At 65.9% G+C, this 16821-nt stretch carries 14 protein-coding genes; 9 read left to right on the forward strand and 5 right to left on the reverse strand.

Going from position 1 to position 16821, the window contains the following annotated elements; all coding sequences use genetic code 11:
- Positions 1 to 10 precede the first annotated feature (10 nt).
- The 3 genes from mprF to ASD67_RS09900 are packed head-to-tail and all read right to left on the reverse strand — an operon-like array spanning position 11 to position 3748.
- Positions 11 to 2641, reverse strand: a complete 2631-nt coding sequence (gene mprF / locus ASD67_RS09890; RefSeq protein ID WP_235535622.1) for a bifunctional lysylphosphatidylglycerol flippase/synthetase MprF — start codon at positions 2639 to 2641, stop codon at positions 11 to 13.
- A complete protein-coding gene (locus ASD67_RS09895) occupies positions 2638 to 3033 on the reverse strand; it encodes a DUF2147 domain-containing protein (RefSeq protein ID WP_056346414.1) in 396 nt (131 codons plus the stop codon). The genes mprF and ASD67_RS09895 overlap by 4 nt, the downstream gene beginning before the upstream one ends.
- Position 3034: 1 nt before the next feature.
- A complete protein-coding gene (locus ASD67_RS09900; RefSeq protein ID WP_056346417.1) occupies positions 3035 to 3748 on the reverse strand; it encodes an AcvB/VirJ family lysyl-phosphatidylglycerol hydrolase in 714 nt (237 codons plus the stop codon).
- Positions 3749 to 4013: 265 nt separating this feature from the next.
- Here ASD67_RS09900 and ASD67_RS09905 point away from each other — a divergent pair, with 265 nt between their 5' ends.
- Entirely contained in the window at positions 4014 to 4316 is a 303-nt protein-coding gene (locus ASD67_RS09905; RefSeq protein ID WP_056346419.1) for a hypothetical protein, read from the forward strand.
- 417 nt (positions 4317 to 4733) lie between these two features.
- Here ASD67_RS09905 and ASD67_RS23860 read toward each other — a convergent pair whose 3' ends face one another.
- Positions 4734 to 4868 carry a hypothetical protein gene (locus tag ASD67_RS23860; RefSeq protein WP_268798433.1) on the reverse strand — a complete coding sequence of 45 codons (135 nt, stop codon included), beginning with the start codon at positions 4866 to 4868 and terminating at the stop codon, positions 4734 to 4736.
- A gap of 184 nt (positions 4869 to 5052) precedes the next feature.
- Between ASD67_RS23860 and ASD67_RS09910 the strand changes: the two genes are divergently transcribed.
- The 5 genes from ASD67_RS09910 (at position 5053) to ASD67_RS09930 (ending at position 12881) form a co-directional block, all read left to right on the forward strand.
- The gene (locus ASD67_RS09910) at positions 5053 to 6843 is read left to right on the forward strand and encodes an adenylate/guanylate cyclase domain-containing protein (RefSeq protein ID WP_056346420.1); all 1791 of its coding nucleotides are present in this window, start codon (positions 5053 to 5055) and stop codon (positions 6841 to 6843) included.
- A 140-nt stretch (positions 6844 to 6983) separates the two neighbouring features.
- Complete coding sequence (locus tag ASD67_RS23865) at positions 6984 to 7277, forward strand: EamA family transporter (protein ID WP_200938003.1); 294 nt, start codon at positions 6984 to 6986, stop codon at positions 7275 to 7277.
- 164 nt (positions 7278 to 7441) lie between these two features.
- Positions 7442 to 8803 (forward strand): TolC family protein, encoded by a 1362-nt coding sequence (locus ASD67_RS09920; protein WP_082544938.1) that lies wholly within the window; start codon positions 7442 to 7444, stop codon positions 8801 to 8803.
- Positions 8800 to 9843 (forward strand): efflux RND transporter periplasmic adaptor subunit, encoded by a 1044-nt coding sequence (locus ASD67_RS09925; RefSeq protein ID WP_056346424.1) that lies wholly within the window; start codon positions 8800 to 8802, stop codon positions 9841 to 9843. Before ASD67_RS09920 ends, ASD67_RS09925 begins: the two co-directional genes overlap by 4 nt.
- Complete coding sequence (locus ASD67_RS09930) at positions 9840 to 12881, forward strand: efflux RND transporter permease subunit (RefSeq protein WP_156377637.1); 3042 nt, start codon at positions 9840 to 9842, stop codon at positions 12879 to 12881. Before ASD67_RS09925 ends, ASD67_RS09930 begins: the two co-directional genes overlap by 4 nt.
- Before the next feature lie 13 nt (positions 12882 to 12894).
- On the opposite strand, the gene ASD67_RS09935 is transcribed toward ASD67_RS09930, so the two are convergent.
- Entirely contained in the window at positions 12895 to 13977 is a 1083-nt protein-coding gene (locus ASD67_RS09935; protein WP_056346425.1) for an endonuclease/exonuclease/phosphatase family protein, read from the reverse strand.
- Positions 13978 to 14162: 185 nt separating this feature from the next.
- On the opposite strand from ASD67_RS09935, the gene ASD67_RS09940 reads away from it, so the two are divergent.
- From ASD67_RS09940 to ASD67_RS09950, 3 genes are read left to right on the forward strand one after another with little or no spacing between them, the layout of a single operon-like run.
- Entirely contained in the window at positions 14163 to 14891 is a 729-nt protein-coding gene (locus ASD67_RS09940; protein WP_156377638.1) for a hypothetical protein, read from the forward strand.
- A 2-nt stretch (positions 14892 to 14893) separates the two neighbouring features.
- Positions 14894 to 16000: a glycosyltransferase gene (locus tag ASD67_RS09945; protein ID WP_056346428.1), complete on the forward strand. Its 1107-nt coding sequence runs from the start codon at positions 14894 to 14896 to the stop codon at positions 15998 to 16000.
- On the forward strand, positions 15997 to 16749 hold the full coding sequence (locus ASD67_RS09950; RefSeq protein WP_056346430.1) for a DUF2334 domain-containing protein: 753 nt from the start codon (positions 15997 to 15999) through the stop codon (positions 16747 to 16749). The genes ASD67_RS09945 and ASD67_RS09950 overlap by 4 nt, the downstream gene beginning before the upstream one ends.
- The last annotated feature ends 72 nt before the right edge of the window (positions 16750 to 16821 follow it).

Here is a 16821-nt window from a genome sequence, read left to right on the forward strand (position 1 = left end):
GCTTGCATCGTCATGGCGAAGATGAAGCCGCAGGCGCGGGGTCGCGCGCCGCTGGCCTGGCGGCTGCGCGCTCCTCCTTCGTGCGGGCGGGGCGCGAGACGATGTGATGCACAGCGGTCATGCCGCGGGCGAACGCCATGCCGCGCGATCCGGCGATATAGCGTGGTTCCCAATGCGTCGCGAACTTGGCCTTGTAGCTTCGCAGCCCCTCGAAGCCATAAAGCATCTCGCCGTGCCGGAACAGGAAAGCGGCGCCGCGCGCCCACGCCGGCGCCAGCTTGCGCCCGTCGATCCCCGACAATGGTGCAATCCCCAGCGTGAACCATCGATAGTCCTCCGCCTGCGCATATTGGATCAGGCGAACGAAAAGATAATCCATCGCGCCATAAGGAACATCGCGCGCATGGCGCATCAGGTCGACCGACATTTCCGCTCGGTTCGGGGTCGCAAGGATGTTGGCAAAAGCGACGATGCGCCCGCCGACGCGCACGACGGCGCAGGGGAAGTGCGTCAGATAGGCGGGGTCGAAGCTGCCGAGGCTGAACGCCTTTTCGCGCTGTTTTTTCGCATCGAGCCAATCGTCCGACACGGCTTTGAGTTCGGTCAGATGTTGTGGAACTTCGGCCGCCGGGATGATGGCGAAGGTGGCGCCTTCCTGGATCGCGCGACGTTCCGAATGGCGCAGCGATTTGGCCTGCGGACCGGCCAGCGAAAAGGCGGCGAGGTCGACCCGCGCCTCCTCGCCATATTTGACGATCGACAGACCCAGATCGATCGCGGGCGGCAGGCACGCGGCGCTGATCTGATAGAGCAGGATGCGGCCCTGCGCGGCGTCGGCGCGTTCGCGCAGTTTCCACAGCAGGTCGGCCCAGCGCTCCTCGCGCCCGACGGGGTCGCCCATCACGATCCAGTTTGCGTCCTGCACCCGGTACATCAGGAAGGCGTCGCCCTCTTCGGCGAGCAGGAAATTTTTGTCGCCGGTGAAGGCGAGGAAGGCGTCGCTATGGTCGGCGACGGCCAGCGCGGGTCCGAGCCGGTCGAAGCCGATCGTCGTGTCGCCCATCGCCCGCGACGATGGCGCGAGCAGCCTCCACAGCGCGAGACCGGAGACCAGCACCGCGACACCGAACAGCGTGCGCAAAAAGCGCGGCGCATCGCCGTTCAGGCTGAACTGCCACCACAGGCTGCTGGTGTAGGCGACATGTTTATAGGCAAAAAAGCCCGCGAAGGCCGACGCCATGACGGCGGTCATCGCGGCAACGATCCAGCCGCTCGACAGCGGTGCATCGAGCAACGATGTCCTGCGGTAGAAGGCGGGCCGGCTCCATTGGAGCGCGGCGCAGATCGCCGACAGAATCAGCGCTTCTTCATAGTCGAAGCCCTTGGCGAGCGAAAAGACGATGGCGGCGAGCAGCAGCGCGCGGGTCGCGACAAAGGCGCCGTCGAGGCGGCGGAGCAATCCGGGGGCGAGGAAGAGCAGCAGCGTCCCCGACAGGCTGGCGGCGATATGCGACGCCTCGACAAAGGGCAGCGGCAGGATAGGCTTGAGGTCGTGCATGCGGCTGACCTCGGCAGGGGTTGCACCCGACAGCAGCAGGATCAGCCCGCCCGCGAACACGAGCGCGGCCAGCAGCGGCGGCGCGAGTTCGCGGAGCAGCGACTGGCCCGCTTGCGCAATCTCCCTCGCCGGCGGCCGCCAGGCCTTGCTTTCGTGCCAGGCGAGCAGCAGCGCCGCGACCAGCAAGGGCAGCAGGTAATAGAGGACACGGTAGGCGAGCAGGGCGGCGAGCAACTGCGCCTTGTCGCCGGGTACCGTCGCGATCACCACCGCCTCGAACACCCCCAGCCCGCCGGGCACATGGCTGATCAGCGCGGCGATGATCGCGAGCGCATAGCCCAGGAAAAAGGCGGGATAGGCGGCGGGGTCGGGGGCAGGGAGCAGGACATAGAGCGCCGCGCTGGCGGCGGCGAGGTCGAGCGCGGCGACCGCGGTCATCCCCGCGCTGCGCGTCAGGTTCGGCAGCGGGGTGCGCCAGCCGCCGATGTCGACGACCTTCAACCCGAAATAGCGCAGCAGCAACGGAATGAGGCACAGCGTCAGCACGACCAGCCCGGCGAGATGCAGCCAGTGGAGCGACAGCCCCCAATCGAAGAAGGGCAGGATATGCGTGCTTGTCACGGCGGCGAGGCCGGCCAGCAGGATGACGCCGTTCCAGAAACTGAGGCTGGCCAGCGCGATCACGCTGCCGATTTCGCCGCCGCTCAGCCCCGCCGCGCGATAGACGCGATAGCGCGCCGACCCTCCGGTGAGGAGCGCCAGCCCCAGATTGTGGCTGAGCGTATAGCTGGTGAACGACGCGAGCGCATAGGTTCGCCAGGGCAATGTCCGATCGATGACCCGCAGCGCGAACCGGTCGTAGAGCGTCAGCATCAGATAGCTCGCGACCGTCAGCAGCAATGCTGCACCGATCTGACCCGCCGACAAGGCATCGAAGGCATGGCGGACCTCGTGCGGCCGGACCGAATGGAGCAGCCGGAACAGCGCGGCGAGGCCGAGCGCCGCGACGAGCAGCGCGGCACCGATCGACAGGATCCGCTTGTTGTGCCGGACCCACACCATGCCATTCTCGAATGCGGTCACCGCCGCGTCCACTCCTGATGCTTGCAGATCAGTCCGCCGAGGATACAGCCGGATATCCGCAAGCTGTTTGCGCTTTCTAATTCGATCGTCGAATAAAAGCGACGTCCCTGATCGGGGACGTAGACCTGTCCGGTCCAGCGGCCGCGACCGTTTGCGCGATAGTCGGAGAGCAATTCGGTGCCGACCAGCGACTTCACCCCGGCCTCGCGCGCGTCGGCGATCGCCTTTGGACCGGCCCAGACGATATTGCCGCAGAGCAGTGGGCCGCAGCTGTGCGTGCGCACCAGCAGCGTCCCCTTGGGATTCTGCCACAGGCCGAACGGTGTCGCGGTGGTTGCGGCGTGGGCGCCGCCAGATAGCGCCAGAAGCAGCGCCATGGCCAAAACTCTCATGTCATATGCTCCTTGCTGACTGTGCACCCCGGATCGCGGGCAGGATCGCCGCTTCGAGCGCGCGGGCGTCCGAATTAAGCTTGTGCCCGCCGGGCAGGGTGATGCGACGGACGTTCGGCAACTGAAGTTCGGGGCACAGGCTGCCCGCTTCGTCGGCGCCGTGAATGCAGGTCACGGGCACCCAGCGGAGCCGCGATGCGGTCGGATAGGCGCGCTGATCGGGGGTTTCGAGGCCGGCGAGTTCGATCGGCGAGGCGCGGAAGATGATGTCCTCGCCGGGCACGATCAGCACCACCGACCGGATCGGTTGGCGCGCGGCCGCGGAGAATCGCGCGAGGCCGGCGTGGAGCATATCGGCGCCAAAGGACTGGCCGATCAGCACGACATGATCGGTCTTTCCCAGCTTCATCGCCCGGACCATCGCCGTCTTGATCAGTTCGGCGGTTTCCTCGGGCGTCCGGCGCGGCGAGAAATAGGTCAGCGAGTTGACGGTGACGATCGCATAGCCGCGCGCGCCCAGCCGCGCCGCAACCCTGGGCGTCATCCCGACCCGGTTGCCCATGTCGCCCGAGAGCATGACGATCGCGGGTTTGGCAGGGCCGGCATCGGCGGCCGGCATGTCGTGGAACAGCGGACCGTTATAATAGCCGGCATGGAGATAGGCCGCCGACGCGATGGCGAAGGTGAGGAACAAAGCAAAAAGCCATTTTTTCATGGGAGGTCCTTCGCAATCGGAATGGTCATCGCGCTTGGCTCCCGTCGGTTGATGGGGCGACAATAGGCGCGCGGGTTCGTCCGGAAGCTGGCGCGAGGATTACGATATTGTCATGTCGCGGCCATGCCCCGGTTGGATCGGCCGGCCTAGAAAAAGGGTGTCCAAGGCGGGACCATCCCCCCCTGACTCCCTCTGGCCCCGGTCCCGCCTGGACACCCCGGATCGTCCCGTCCGCACCCATGCGGATTTCTATGGAGAGAAGAATATGGCACGCTTTCGTACCCTCATCGGCTTCGGCCTTGCGTCGACGATGATGATCGCCGCTCCGGTCTTCGCATCGGCACCGTCCGCTTCGACGACCACCGCCAAACCGGCAGCGACGCACACCCTGGCGAAACAGACCGTGGCGCCCAAGGCCGCCAAGGCCATCAAGGTTGCGGCGCCCAAGCGGGTCGCGTCGACCCGGCAGAATACCCATCTCGCCAAGGCGACGCTGAGCAACGGCAAGAAGGTCACCTATGACTGCCGCCTCGCGGGCAACAAGAACAAGCAGGCCTGCAAGGGCTGAACCCCGGCACTCGCCAGCTTGAGCCGGCCCGCTGTCCGACCAGTTCCCGAAATCCTCCGGAACTGGTCGGTTCGGCATGTCCGGAACGAACCGCGGATCGCGGTGCCGACACCCTGGTCAAAGACGATTTGGTCGATGACGTCGCAGCAACGCGGACCCGTCAGCCGCGATCCCGAACTTGCCGAATCAAAATTGGCAGTCCGAATGAAGGAGTTTGCAGCGATCGGCATGCCGGGCCGTTATCTCCCTTAGCTGTGCGCTTGAGATACAGGCTGGTCTTGAGTTTTCGTACCGCGGGCCGGTTCCATCGAGACGGTGCTTCTCCATCGTCCTCGGTGGCCGGCCGAGGGGCCGTGCAGCCTCGAATATACGCAAATATTGGAATGGTGGGACTTTCGAAGTCATCGTGAGCATTCGTCAGCCGAGCGCCGCATTGCCCGATGGAGCCAGCATCTTCGTTACCAAGGCGAAGGGGGATTCCAGTGGTGCGTAGATCGTCCGAACGCCCGACGACCACAATCGGCGCACCCAGTAAGCGATGGACAGATGCAATGGTCCAAATCGCATCTTGATCGGCTTTGGCAAGACGAAGGACGTTCAAGCATAAGCGACCCGATGAGGGGGCGTTAGCACCCGAAACAGGACCATCCAAACGCCGACGATCGGCACCGACGCGGACATTTAGCCTCAAAAGATTAACCCGCCTGCTATAGTCCCGCCGCGCGAGGGGAAGGCGATGGACATGACAGCCGAGGAACGAGTCGGTCCGGCCGACGATGCGCCCATGAGGCTTGGTCGCTGGACGATCGGACGCAAGTTCGTCGGCTTGTCCGTGGTATTGTTGTCGATCATGCTGGTCGCGGCGCTGTGGTCGTTCATGCAGGCGGCGCGCGTCAATCGCGAGACGATATTGCTCGAACAGGTCCTTGAACCGCTGCGCCGGGAAATCGCGGCGATCGAACAGGAAACCGCGAACGAGGAACTCGCGACCGAAAGGGCGCTCCGTTACGGCGGCCCGCCGCTTCGCGATCCGGCGCGCCACGCCGCGGAACTGGCGCGGTTTGAAGAGCTCAATGACGATGTCGATCGTCGACTGACCATGCTGCAAAAGGCGATCCGGCGATACCAGGGCACCGAAATTCCCGTCGAGGTGGCGATCATCCTCGGCCGGCTGCAGCTGGAAAGCGAGTCGGTACAGCGCGACCATGCCGCCTATCGGCGCAGCGTCGGCGCCTATATCGACCCGGCCGCGCCCGCGATGCTGAACGGCAATATCGAACGCGAGGCCGCCGCGACCGGCGATGAAAAGCGCGTGCTGGCGTCGCTCGAACGCATGGGAACCGAATCCGACGCGCTGGCCCGGGCGCATGAAGAACGTCTGGCGGCGATGGAACATCGCAGTTTCATCATATCGGTCGAAAGCCTGTTGCTGGCGATCCTAGCGTTCCTGATCGGCATTATCCTGTCGCTGATGATCACCCGCCGGATGATGGTCCCGGTGCAAAGCCTGATCGATGGCGCCGAAGAAGTCGGTCGCGGCAATCTCGACGTCTCGCTGAAATCCCAGTCGCGCGACGAGATCGGCCAGTTGGCCCATGCCTTTTCGTCGATGGTCGGTGAGCTGAGGACCAAGGCCGCGATGAAGGATACATTTTCCAGCTACCTCGATCCGCGCGTCGTCGACCGCCTGCTGGGTGAGCGCCGCGCCGAACTGGAAGCGGGCGAGAAGCGCGAGATGACGGTGTTCTTCTCCGACCTTCAGGGCTTTAGCGCGATTTCGGAAACCCTGACCCCGACGGCCCTGGTCAAGCTGATCAACCGGTATCTCTCGCTGGCGGCCGAGCCGATCCAGCTTCATCGCGGGGTGATCGACAAATATATCGGCGATGCGATCATGGCCTATTGGGGGCCTCCGTTCACCCCCGACGACCCTGCGCTCTCGGCCGTCCAGGCCGCGCTGGAACAGCGTGCGCAAATCGATCGGCTCGAGCTGGAATTGCCCGAGTTGATGGGGCTGCGCCGCGGCGCTCCGCGGATCGCGGTCCGGATCGGGCTCGCGTCGGGCGATGTCGTCGTCGGATCGATCGGATCGACCGCCTCGCGCAACTTCACCATCATGGGCGACACGGTGAACATCGCGTCGCGGCTGGAAGGAGCGAACAAGGCCTATGGCACGATGATCCTCGCCGACGAAGCGACGGTGCGGCAGGTTTCGCACCGGATCGAAACGCGCGAGATCGACCTGTTGGCGGCAGTGGGCAAAAGCGAAGCGGTGCGGGTCTATGAGTTGCTGGGCGAGGTCGGCGAGGTCGGCGACGCGATGCTCGATTTGCGCGAGACGTTCGAAAATGGTCTCGCCGACTACCGGGCGGGTGACTGGGACCGAGCCGGGAGCGCCTTTGCCCGGTGTCTGGAAATCGCACCCGGCGACGGGCCGGCGCAGGTTTTCGCAGATCGGGTCAGAGCCTTTCGCACAGCTCCACCGGCCGCCGATTGGGGCGGCGTGTGGCAGAGTGTCGGGAAGTAACGTGCCGACAACCTGCCGGAGGATGGCCGACGAAGGCCGGTAAGCGCCCGCGTCTCACTCCCCCATCACCGCTGCCCAGTGCGCATCGCCGAACATGTTCGACCATAGCCGAGTGAGCGCGCCGGCCAAAGTCGCTGCGGGTGACGCATGACGAAATTTGCGACTGCCTGAAAGCTTGCACGGCGGGTTCACCGCGCTCATTGTCGCGCAATGGCGGTGCCATGCTGAACAACTGGCTTCCCTGGGCCCTGCTTTCGGCTTGCTTCGCCGCGCTCACGGCCGTTTTTGCCAAACTCGGGGTCGAGAAGATCGACCCCAATTATGCCACGTTCATCCGCACGCTCGTGATCGCGATCTTCATCGCCGCGCCATTGCTTGTGACCGGCGGCTTCCAGTCGCCCGCGACCTTGCCGCTCGCATTCCGGCCGGCTTGAGCGTGGCCGCGCCGGCGCGTCGACCGATTTTTCGTCCTGCGGTGCGGATTCTGTCCCGCAGCGGCGTCAACAGCCCAATGTCGATTCCGCGCGATTCCAATATTGTGAATGATGTCGAGGTGTTAATGGCGTGCGTCCGGACGCGAAAGGGCTATCGTTCGAGAATGACCACGCGGTTCTGCACCTTCTCTACAGCGTTGCTGCTCTTCCCGCTGGCAGCCTGCGCTCATTACGAGCCAAAACCGCTCCTCGTCGATGCCGCTGCTGCGCCGTCGCTTCAGGCCCCGCTGAACGACATCCTGTCGCGCGATGCTGCGGCGATTGACCGGCCTTATCTGAAGCCAGTCGCGCTCGACCTTTCGGCGCCGCTCGACCCCAATGGCATCGCGATCCTCGCGGTGATCGCCAATCCCGATCTCAAGGCGCAGCGCGCGCGTGCCGGAGTTGGTGACGCGCAGGTTTTTGCCGCCGGGCTGCTGCCCGACCCGACCTTCAGCTTCGGCGTCGACCATATTCTTTCGGGGCCGGACCCGCTCGACAATATCGCGGGCACGCTGGGGTTCAGCCTTAATGCACTCCGCACGCAAAAGGTGCAGCGCGCGCAGGCCATCGCCGAGGCGCGGCAAGTACGACTCGATCTTGCCTGGGCCGAGTGGCAGACGGCGTGCAATGCACGGCTGCAGGCGGTGCGCGTTCTCGCGCTCGAGCAGGCGCTCGCCAATACGGCGACCAGCGCCGACGCGAGCGAAGCGCTTCTCGGCCGCTATCTGAAGGCGGCGGGCCGCGGCGACATTTCGCCCGACCAGGTCCAGTCCTCGCGCATCGCCGCGCTGGACGCCCAGAGCAATTTTCGCAGTGCCCAGACCAATCTTCAGGCCGCGCGCTCCGAGCTTCACCGTCTGCTTGGCTTGCCGCCGGACTATGCGCTGCGGCTGGCTCCGACGCCGATGCCCGCGACGGTGCCCGACGCGAATCGCCTCTTCGCGATGGCGCTTGCCGGGCGTAGCGATCTCGACGCGCTGCGTGCCGGCTATGATGCGCAGGAAGCTGCCGTGCGCCGCGCGATCCTTGAACAGTTTCCGAATCTCGATCTCACGATCAGCGGCGCGCGCGATACCGGCGGCAACAAACTGCTCGGTCCGTCGATCGGCTTCACGCTTCCGCTATGGAACCGCAATCGCGGCGGTATCGCGGTTGCCGAGGCCACGCGCGAAGCGCTCCATCAGGAATATGATGCACGCCTGTTCCAGACCCGCGCCGATATCGCCGCTGCGGTGTCGGGCCTCGCGATCGCGCGCCAGCAATATGAAATCCTGCGCGCGGGCATGCCAGCCATCGAAAGCTTTGCGAAGGCGAGCCGCCGCGCCGCGCAGCGCGGCGACCTTGCGCTGGCGACCGCCGAGGTCGCCGAGCAAAGCCTTCGCGACCGGCAACTGCTCCTTCTCCAGTCCGAGCAGGCGATCGCCGAACAAACCATTGCGCTCGAACTGCTCGTTGGCGCCCCGCAGGAATCCTGGACCCTATGACCAGCCGGACATCCCTCGCTCTACCGCTCGCCTTCGCCTGCCTTCTGGGCGGCTGCCAATCCTCGACCGATACGGCCGCGACCGCCGATCCGGTCGCGACGATCGACGTCGCCACCGCGACCACCGGCGATATCGACGAGAAGATCACGCTCTATGGCGCGGCCGAGGCCAATGGCGCGGGCAAATATACGCTGTCGGCTCCGATGGAAGCGATCGTGCAGGCGGTCGACACGCCGGTCGGTAGCCGCGTGACGCGTGGCCAGATCTTGGTGCGGCTGAGCCCGAGTCCGACCGCGCGGCTCGATCTCGCCACCGCCTCGGCCAATGCCAACGCCGCCGATCTCGCGCACGCCCGGGCGCGGCGCCTTCGCGCCGACGGGCTGGTGAGCGATGCCGAGGTCGAAACGGCGCGCGCCGCGAAACAGGCGGCCGACGCATCGCGCGCGAGCCTCGCGACCCGCAACGGGGCTTTGGTGCTCCGAGCGCCGGCAAGCGGCACGGTCGAGGTGATCGGGGCAAGCGCGGGCGAACTCGTCGCCGCCGGGGCGACGATCGTATCGCTCGTCAAGGAGGGCGATTTGCGCGCGCGCTTCGGGGTCGATCCGGCGATCGCGCGGCGCATTCCCAAGGGGAGCTATGTCGAGGTTACTGCGGCAGGCAGCAAGCTGGCCTTCAACGTCCCCGTACTGTCGGTCGACAGCGTCGTCGATCCGGTGACGAAGCTGGCGTCGGTCTATGTCCAGATACCGAATGAGCGCGGGGTCGGCGCGGGCGAAAGCCTGACCGGGCGGGTGCTGCTTGCCAATATCGCCGGCGGCATCACCATTCCTTATGCCGCGCTGCTCGACGACGGCGGCCAGCCTTTCGTCTTCGTCATCGCGAACACGATCGCCAAGCGGCGCGATATTGTCGTCGGGCCGCGCACCGGCGACCGGATCAGCGTCACCTCGGGGCTGAAGGCCGGCGAACGCGTCGCCACGGTTGGCGTAACCGCGCTTGAGGACGGGATGAAGACCCGCATCCAGGGCGCGAAAAAGTGACCGACATCATCAGCAAACATGCGCGGTCGATCTGGCTCGCGGTGATCCTGCTTGCGCTCGCGGGCGTGGTATCGGCGACGCGCGTGCCGGTCGGGCTGTTCCCCAACATCGATTATCCGCGGGTCGTCGTCTCGGTCGATGCCGGCGATCGCGACGCCGCGCAGATGGAAGCCGAGATCACGCGCCCGATCGAGATCGGGCTGCGCGCGGTGCCGGGGGTGACCAATGTCCGTTCGGTCACGAGCCGCGGCAGCGCCGAGGTCGCGCTCAATTTCCAGTGGGGCGACGATATGGTGGCGGCCGCCCAGTCGACGCAGGGGGCGCTGGCGACCTTGCTTCCGACCTTGCCGGCCGGCACGAGCTTCAACGTGCGGCGCTCCGATCCGACGATCTTTCCCGTCACCGGCTTTGCCTTGACCTCGGACAACCTCAGCCCCGAGGCGCTCCGGACGATCGCCGATCTCAAGATATTGCCTGCCTTGACGTCGGTCGAGGGTGTCGCGGGTGTCGATATCCTGGGAAGCAGCCCCCGCGAGTTCGCGGTCGATGTCGATCCGGCGCGGCTGCAATCGCTCGGCATCAGCCTCACCGATGTCGTCACCGCGCTCGGCAAGGCCAATATGGTCCGCGGCCTCGGCAAGATCGAGGATCGGCACCGCCTGTATCTGGTGCTGATCGAAAACCGCGTCGCCAATGCCGACGATCTTGGTGCGGTCCCGATCAAGGCCGCCGCGGGCGGGGCAGGGGTTGTCACGCTCGGGCAGATCGCGACGATCTCGTCATCGACGGCTCCGGCGTTCAGCCGCGTCACGTCGGACGGCAAGCAGGCGGTGCTCGTCAACGTCCGCCAGGCGCTCAAGGGCGACACCGTGGCGATCGTAAAAGCGGTCGATGCGCGGCTCGCCGAGCTTCATCTGCCGCCGTCGGTCAAGGTCACCACCTTCTATGACCAGTCCGAACTGGTCGTCGGCGCGGCGAACGCCGTGCGCGATGCGATCCTGATGGGGGCGCTGCTCGCCGGGATCGTGCTCTTCGTTTTCCTGCGCTCAGGGCGGCTGATGGTCATCACCGGGCTGATGCTGCCTGCGGTGCTCGCCGCCACCTGCCTGCTGCTTTTCGCCTTCGGCATGAGCTTCAACATGATGACGCTCGGCGGTATGGCGGCGGCGGTCGGGCTCGTGGTCGACGATGCGGTCGTGATGCTCGAGCATATGATGCGGCGCATGCAGGAGCAGCGGTTGACCGAACCTGGGCCGCTCCTCGCTGCGGCTGCCGAAATGGGCATGCCGCTGCTCGGCTCGACCACGGCGACGATCGTCGTCTTCCTGCCACTTGCCTTTATCAGCGGCGTGACCGGCGGATTTTTCAAGGCGCTGGCGATCACGATGGTGGCGGCGCTGGTCATCTCCTTGCTCTTCGCCCGCTTCGTCATCCCGCTCGTGGCGGCCCATTGGCTCCGCGAGAAGGATGCCGAGTCCGCCGATCGTGCCAACAAGGTCCTCGATCCGCTGCTCGACCGTTATGGGCGCGCGAGCACGCGTGCCTTCGGACGGCCGGTCCTGTTCGCGGCGCTTGTCGCGGCGCTGCTTGCGGTCAGCGGCTATATGGCCTGGCGGAGCGTGCCGTCGGGGTTCATGCCCAAGATGGACGAGGGCGGGTTCGTCCTCGATTATAAGGCGCAGTCGGGCGCGTCGCTCGAAGATACCGACGCGCTGCTGCAACGCGTCGAGACGATCATCAGCGCGACGCCCGAGGTCGCGAGCTACTCGCGGCGCACCGGTGTCCAGCTTGGCGGCGGTCTCACCGAAGCCGACGAGGGCGATTATTTCATTCGTCTCAAGGGCGGCTCGCGGCGCGATATCGAAGCGGTGATGACCGACATGCGCGAGAAGATCGCCGCCGACGTGCCGGGGCTCGAAGTCGAGCTGATCCAGCTCATGGAGGATCTCATCGGCGACCTGACCGCGGTCCCGCAACCGATCGAGGTCAAATTGTTCGGCGACGACACGGCGGCGCTGGAAGCCGCGGCAAAGGCGATCGGCGAGCGCATCGGCAAGATATCGGGCGTCGTCGAGGTCGTTGATGGCCTGCGCGTGGCGGGTGACGCGATCAGCATATCGGTCGATCCCGGTGCAGCGGCCCAATATGGCCTCGACCCCGACAGCATCGCTTCGCAGCTCGAAACCGCGGTCGGCGGCACCCCGGCGACGCAGGTCCGCATCGGCGCGCAACTCATCGACGTGCGCGTGCGTGCGCCGCGGGATTTGCGCAGCGATGTCGCGCGGATCGAAAACCTGCCGCTTATCGCACCCGACGGGAGCAGCATCCGGCTTGCCGCGGTCGCGACCGTGTCGGTGCAGAGCGGACAAAAGCAGCTGACGCGCGAGAATCTCGCGCCTTATATCGCCGTGACGGCGCGGCTCGATGCCCGCGATCTCGGCTCGGCGATGGCGGAGATCAAGAGCGCGGTCGGCCAGCTCAAGCTGCCCGCCTCGGTCCGCGTCGACTATGGCGGGCTTTATGCGGAGCAGCAGAAGAGCTTCGCCGATCTCTCGCTGGTCTTCGGGGCTGCTTTGCTGCTCAGCGCGTTGCTCATCACCCTGTTGTTCGAGCGCGCTGGCTGGACGGTGGCCGCGATCGCGACGGTGCTGCTCACCGCGGCGGCGGTGATGATCGGTCTGTGGATCATGGGGATCGAGCTGAACATATCGGCGCTGATGGGGCTCACCATGGTCGTCGGAATGGTCGCCGAACTCGTCATTTTCTTTCTCGCCGAGATCGATCGCGACAAGCCGATGACGTCGGCGGCGCTGCTCGAGGCGGGCCGGAAGAGGCTGCGCCCCATTCTGATGTCCGCGCTGATCGCGGTGCTGACCCTCGCGCCGCTCGCGCTCGGCCTCAGCCGGGGCGCCGGCCTTCAGCAGCCGCTGGCGACCGCGATCATCTTCGGCCTGATTGCCGCGGTGCCGCTGGTCCTGTTCTTTCTTCCCGCGATGCTGCTCGCGCTCACGCGGCGCGAGCCGAGGCCCGCCGCCTGAGGCCGGCGTCCGGTCAGACGATCGAGCGGCGCCTCGGCGAGTGGAGCGCGAGCGCGCGGGTAAGGCGATAGGTCACGCCATAGCCGACATGATCGGAGAGCATCGTGCCGTCGCGCTCGCGGCCGAACGGCACCGCCATCGCGATCGCCTGGATCGAGGCGTCATAGCCCGGCGAAAAGAACTGCCAGTCACGACCCTTCTGAAATACGGTCGCCGCGATGGTTGGGATCGTTCGCCCGCAAGGTGCATCCGATTTGAGGCAATGCTGCAGCGCATTGTCGATCGGAAGCCGGCGTTTCGTGGTCCAGTTCGCTGCGCTGTGGGCGGTGAGGTAAGTTCGCCGTTCGGCCGAACTCGCGTTGAAATCGCCTGCAAGGATCACGGGCAGATCGGGGTTGCGGTACCGCGTCAGGAAATCGTCGATCACCTCGACCTGCCGCCGATAGGCATAAAGCGAGCGCGTCTGGCTGACGCCGGAGGCCTTCTTGCTGTTCATATGGGTGGTGACCACGGTCACCGGGGTCGTGCTTCCGGGGACGGCGATCGTCACCATCAATATGCCCTTGTTGGCGAGGCAATCATACCCTGCGCAGGCAAAGGCGGGAAAGGCTTCGCGGCGCACCGAGAGGATCGGATAGTCCGACGCGAGGATCAGTCCTGACGAGACCTGCTTGCCCGACCGCTCGCCCTTGAAAAAGCTCGCGCCTTCGATGAATTCTCTGTCGCTCTCCTGCGGCTTGACCGGGCTTGTGAGATCGCGAGAAGGCCCCTCGACGACAAAGCGATAGCCGCTATGCCGCGCGATCGCTCTTGCCGGCGCAGTGAACGCTTCCTGCAGGATGACGACGTGCGGCTGCGCGTGCTGCGCCCGCATGGCGAGAAGCCGTGCCTCGATACGCGCGAAGTCGGCGCTTCGATCGGAGGCAAGGGGCCAGGGCAGGCCTTTGACATTATAGGCCATAATCGAGAGGCCGGCCGGCGGCGCCTTCATCGGCGCCTGCTGCTCCGCCTTGGAAGCGGCTGGCAGGGCCACGCTGCCCAATAGCATCGGCATCATCGCCATCAGCACGCCCGTCCCTGCCATCTTCTTGTTCACGCGCGCTGCTCCTGTCGGTTCGAGGTCGGCTGATTGACGCCGCGGGGCTCCCCGATCCGCACTTCGTCGGGGGAGGTGTGGAAAAGCGAGGTCGATGGCGTCTGATCCCTCGAGCGCCTGGCTGGCAGGCGCCCCACGAACCCGGGGGATATGTCATGAGGGTTTTGGCGACTGGTGCCGCTGCGATGAGCGCCCTGCTGTTTCCCGGCTCCTTGATGGCGCAGGAGGCAGCGCCAAATATTGCCGTCACACATGTGGCGCTGTCCCATCCCGCCCGCTCAGGGGAGAGGGCGCCGCTTGCGATCCTGCCGGCCGAAGATTTGGCAACAAGCACGTCCGAGGCCATGACGACGAGCGGCGGCGTGGCCGCCCTCGGGATCGTCAAAAGTCACGCGGTCGGCCGCGAATGGGAAGGCGGTGCCTTCCATCTCGCCGCCATGCGAGGACGGTCGGAGTCCGCGAGAACGGCAGCGCAAAGTTTCGATTATCAGCGCTTCGCGATGATGGCGATCGGTGCCGACGTGTCCCAGGATATCTCCGATCGCGACACGCTGACGCTTGCCGGCACCTATGCTGCCGAGCGGCGGCGCCCGGCGTTCATCGTCGGCCCGCACCGCTATTATCGTACCGACGAGCGCGCCGCCGTCCTTCACTGGACCCGCGATGATCGCCTCGATCTGGCGGGCACCCTGTTCGACACCGGCCCGGCGAAACCGCGGACGGCAGCCGAGCGCTTCGCCGATCTTGCCGGCGGCGCGCCGCGCGCGGTTCGCGGCTGGGGACTGACGGCCAGCCTTTACCCCACGGGTGAACCCGACCGCTTGTCGGTCGGCATCGATTTTCGCGACCAGCAGGACCGCGACATCGGGCACCGGGACGCACGCGTCCAGATATTCCTGAGGAAGAAATTCTGACCATGACCCATGCCGAGCATATCGCGATCATTCTCCATGATTTCTCGACCGGAGGCAGCGAACGTATCGCCATTCGCCTTGCCAATCGCTGGGCGGAACGGGGCCGGCGGGTGACGATCATTTGCGGAACGCAGATGGGCGCGGCACGCGCGCTCGTCGGCCCCGGCGTCGCGGTCAAGACCTGCTCGCCCGAAACATGGCGCAGCCCCTGGTCGCGCGTACAGCTCGGGTGGCGCATGGCGCGGATCGTGCGGGCCGAGGCACCCGACATCGTCTTTTCGCCGGGCAATTTCCACCTCATCATTCTCGCCTTCCTGGCGCGCCAGCGCTTCGCCAAACGGCCGATCTTCGTGAGCAAGCTCAGCAACCCGATCCGCCGTGGCGGGCTTCGGCGCCTCATGCGCGGACTCGCCGATGCGGCGATCCGGCTCGCCGCCGCGCCGACCGATATGCTGGTCGCGATGTCGCCGTCGCTGTTCGCGGAAGCCCGGTCGGTGTTCCCGGGCCACGCCGTTACCGAAATCGCCGAACCCATCCTCGAGGATGATATCGCCGCGGCGCATAGCCGCGCCGGCCTCGAGCCGGCACCGCTCATTCTCTGCGCGGCGCGTCTCGCCCCGCAGAAGGACCTGATCACCGCCATCCGTGCCTTCGCCGAACTCCCTCCGGCGCTGAAGGCACGGTTGCTGATCCTTGGCGAAGGGCCGCTGCGCGGCCGGCTCGAACGCGAAGCCGAAAGACTGGGCGTCGCGGCGCGGGTCGAGATGCCGGGCCATGTTCCCGATATCGCGCCCTATCTTGCGCGCGCCGACCTCTATCTGATGAGCTCGCATTATGAAGGCTATCCCGCAGTCCTCGTCGAAGCGATCGCAGCGGGGGTCCCGATCGTGACGACCGATTGTTCGCTCGCCTTGCCCGAAATCTTCCCGTCGCCCGAACTGGGGGCCATCGTCCGCCAGCGTCAGCCCGAAGCCATCGCGGCAGCTATCGTCGCGCAGCTTCGCCGATCGCCGCCCTCACCAAATGCCGCGCGCAAGGTCACCGATCGGCACAAGCTCGGTGCCTCGGCGGCCGACTATCTCGCGCTCTTCGACCGGCTGGTCCTGTGACCGCGCGACGTCTTCTTGCCTCGATCCACGATGTCACCCCGGTTCACGCCGAGCGGCTCGATCGACTCGTTCCCATCGTCGAAGCGATCGTGGGTCCGGGACGTTACGCTCTCCTCGTCGTTCCCGATTTTCATCGGCAGGGGTTGCTGACGGGACATCCGCAGTTCGTCCGCCGTCTGCGCGGCTGGGCCGACGCGGGCTGCGAAATATTCCTGCATGGCTTCACCCATGTCGACGAGAGTCGCCACGCAGGTGTCGCGGCGCGGCGGAAAGCTTCGCGCATGACGGCGGGGGAGGGCGAATTTCTCGGCCTCTCGACGCGCGAGGCCGAAGCGCGAATAGTGGAAGGCCGCGACATGATCGAGCAGTCGATCGGCCGGCCGATCGCCGGCTTCGTCGCGCCTGCGTGGCTCTACGGCGAGGATAGTCTTGCTGCGCTCGCGGCGCAGAATATCCGCACGATCGAGGATCATTTTCGCGTCTGGAATCCCCAGAATTCGGAAGTATTCGCGCGGGGGCCGGTCGTGACTTACGCCAGCCGGTCGCGCATGCGTATCGCGAGCTCGATCCTGTGGTCGCGCCTCGCGACCGTGCTGCTCGCGCGCGCATCGACGGTGCGCCTTGCCGTCCATCCGCACGACGTCGATTCGCCTCGGCTGATGCGCGAAATTGCGCGCGCGCTCGGTACTTTTGCGCGTTCGCACCAGCCGGCCACCTACGCCGACCTGGCGTCCGGCCGATTTTCCTGAATCGCTGGTGCGGATTTGCCGGGGGCTCGGCGTCAGTCCCTCAGTTACCGCTGCCAAAAGGTGATCGATGGC

The organism is Sphingopyxis sp. Root1497 (assembly GCF_001427085.1).
Taxonomy (GTDB): domain Bacteria; phylum Pseudomonadota; class Alphaproteobacteria; order Sphingomonadales; family Sphingomonadaceae; genus Sphingopyxis.

Excerpts from the sequence above, each read along its gene's own strand:
- ASD67_RS09895 (WP_056346414.1), bottom strand. The coding sequence starts at position 3,033 with ATGAGAGTTTTGGCCATGGCGCTGCTTCTGGCGCTATCTGGCGGCGCC.
- ASD67_RS09900 (WP_056346417.1), bottom strand. The coding sequence starts at position 3,748 with ATGAAAAAATGGCTTTTTGCTTTGTTCCTCACCTTCGCCATCGCGTCG.
- ASD67_RS09905 (WP_056346419.1), top strand. The coding sequence starts at position 4,014 with ATGGCACGCTTTCGTACCCTCATCGGCTTCGGCCTTGCGTCGACGATG.
- ASD67_RS09910 (WP_056346420.1), top strand. The coding sequence starts at position 5,053 with ATGGACATGACAGCCGAGGAACGAGTCGGTCCGGCCGACGATGCGCCC.
- ASD67_RS09920 (WP_082544938.1), top strand. The coding sequence starts at position 7,442 with ATGACCACGCGGTTCTGCACCTTCTCTACAGCGTTGCTGCTCTTCCCG.
- ASD67_RS09925 (WP_056346424.1), top strand. The coding sequence starts at position 8,800 with ATGACCAGCCGGACATCCCTCGCTCTACCGCTCGCCTTCGCCTGCCTT.
- ASD67_RS09940 (WP_156377638.1), top strand. The coding sequence starts at position 14,163 with ATGAGCGCCCTGCTGTTTCCCGGCTCCTTGATGGCGCAGGAGGCAGCG.
- ASD67_RS09945 (WP_056346428.1), top strand. The coding sequence starts at position 14,894 with ATGACCCATGCCGAGCATATCGCGATCATTCTCCATGATTTCTCGACC.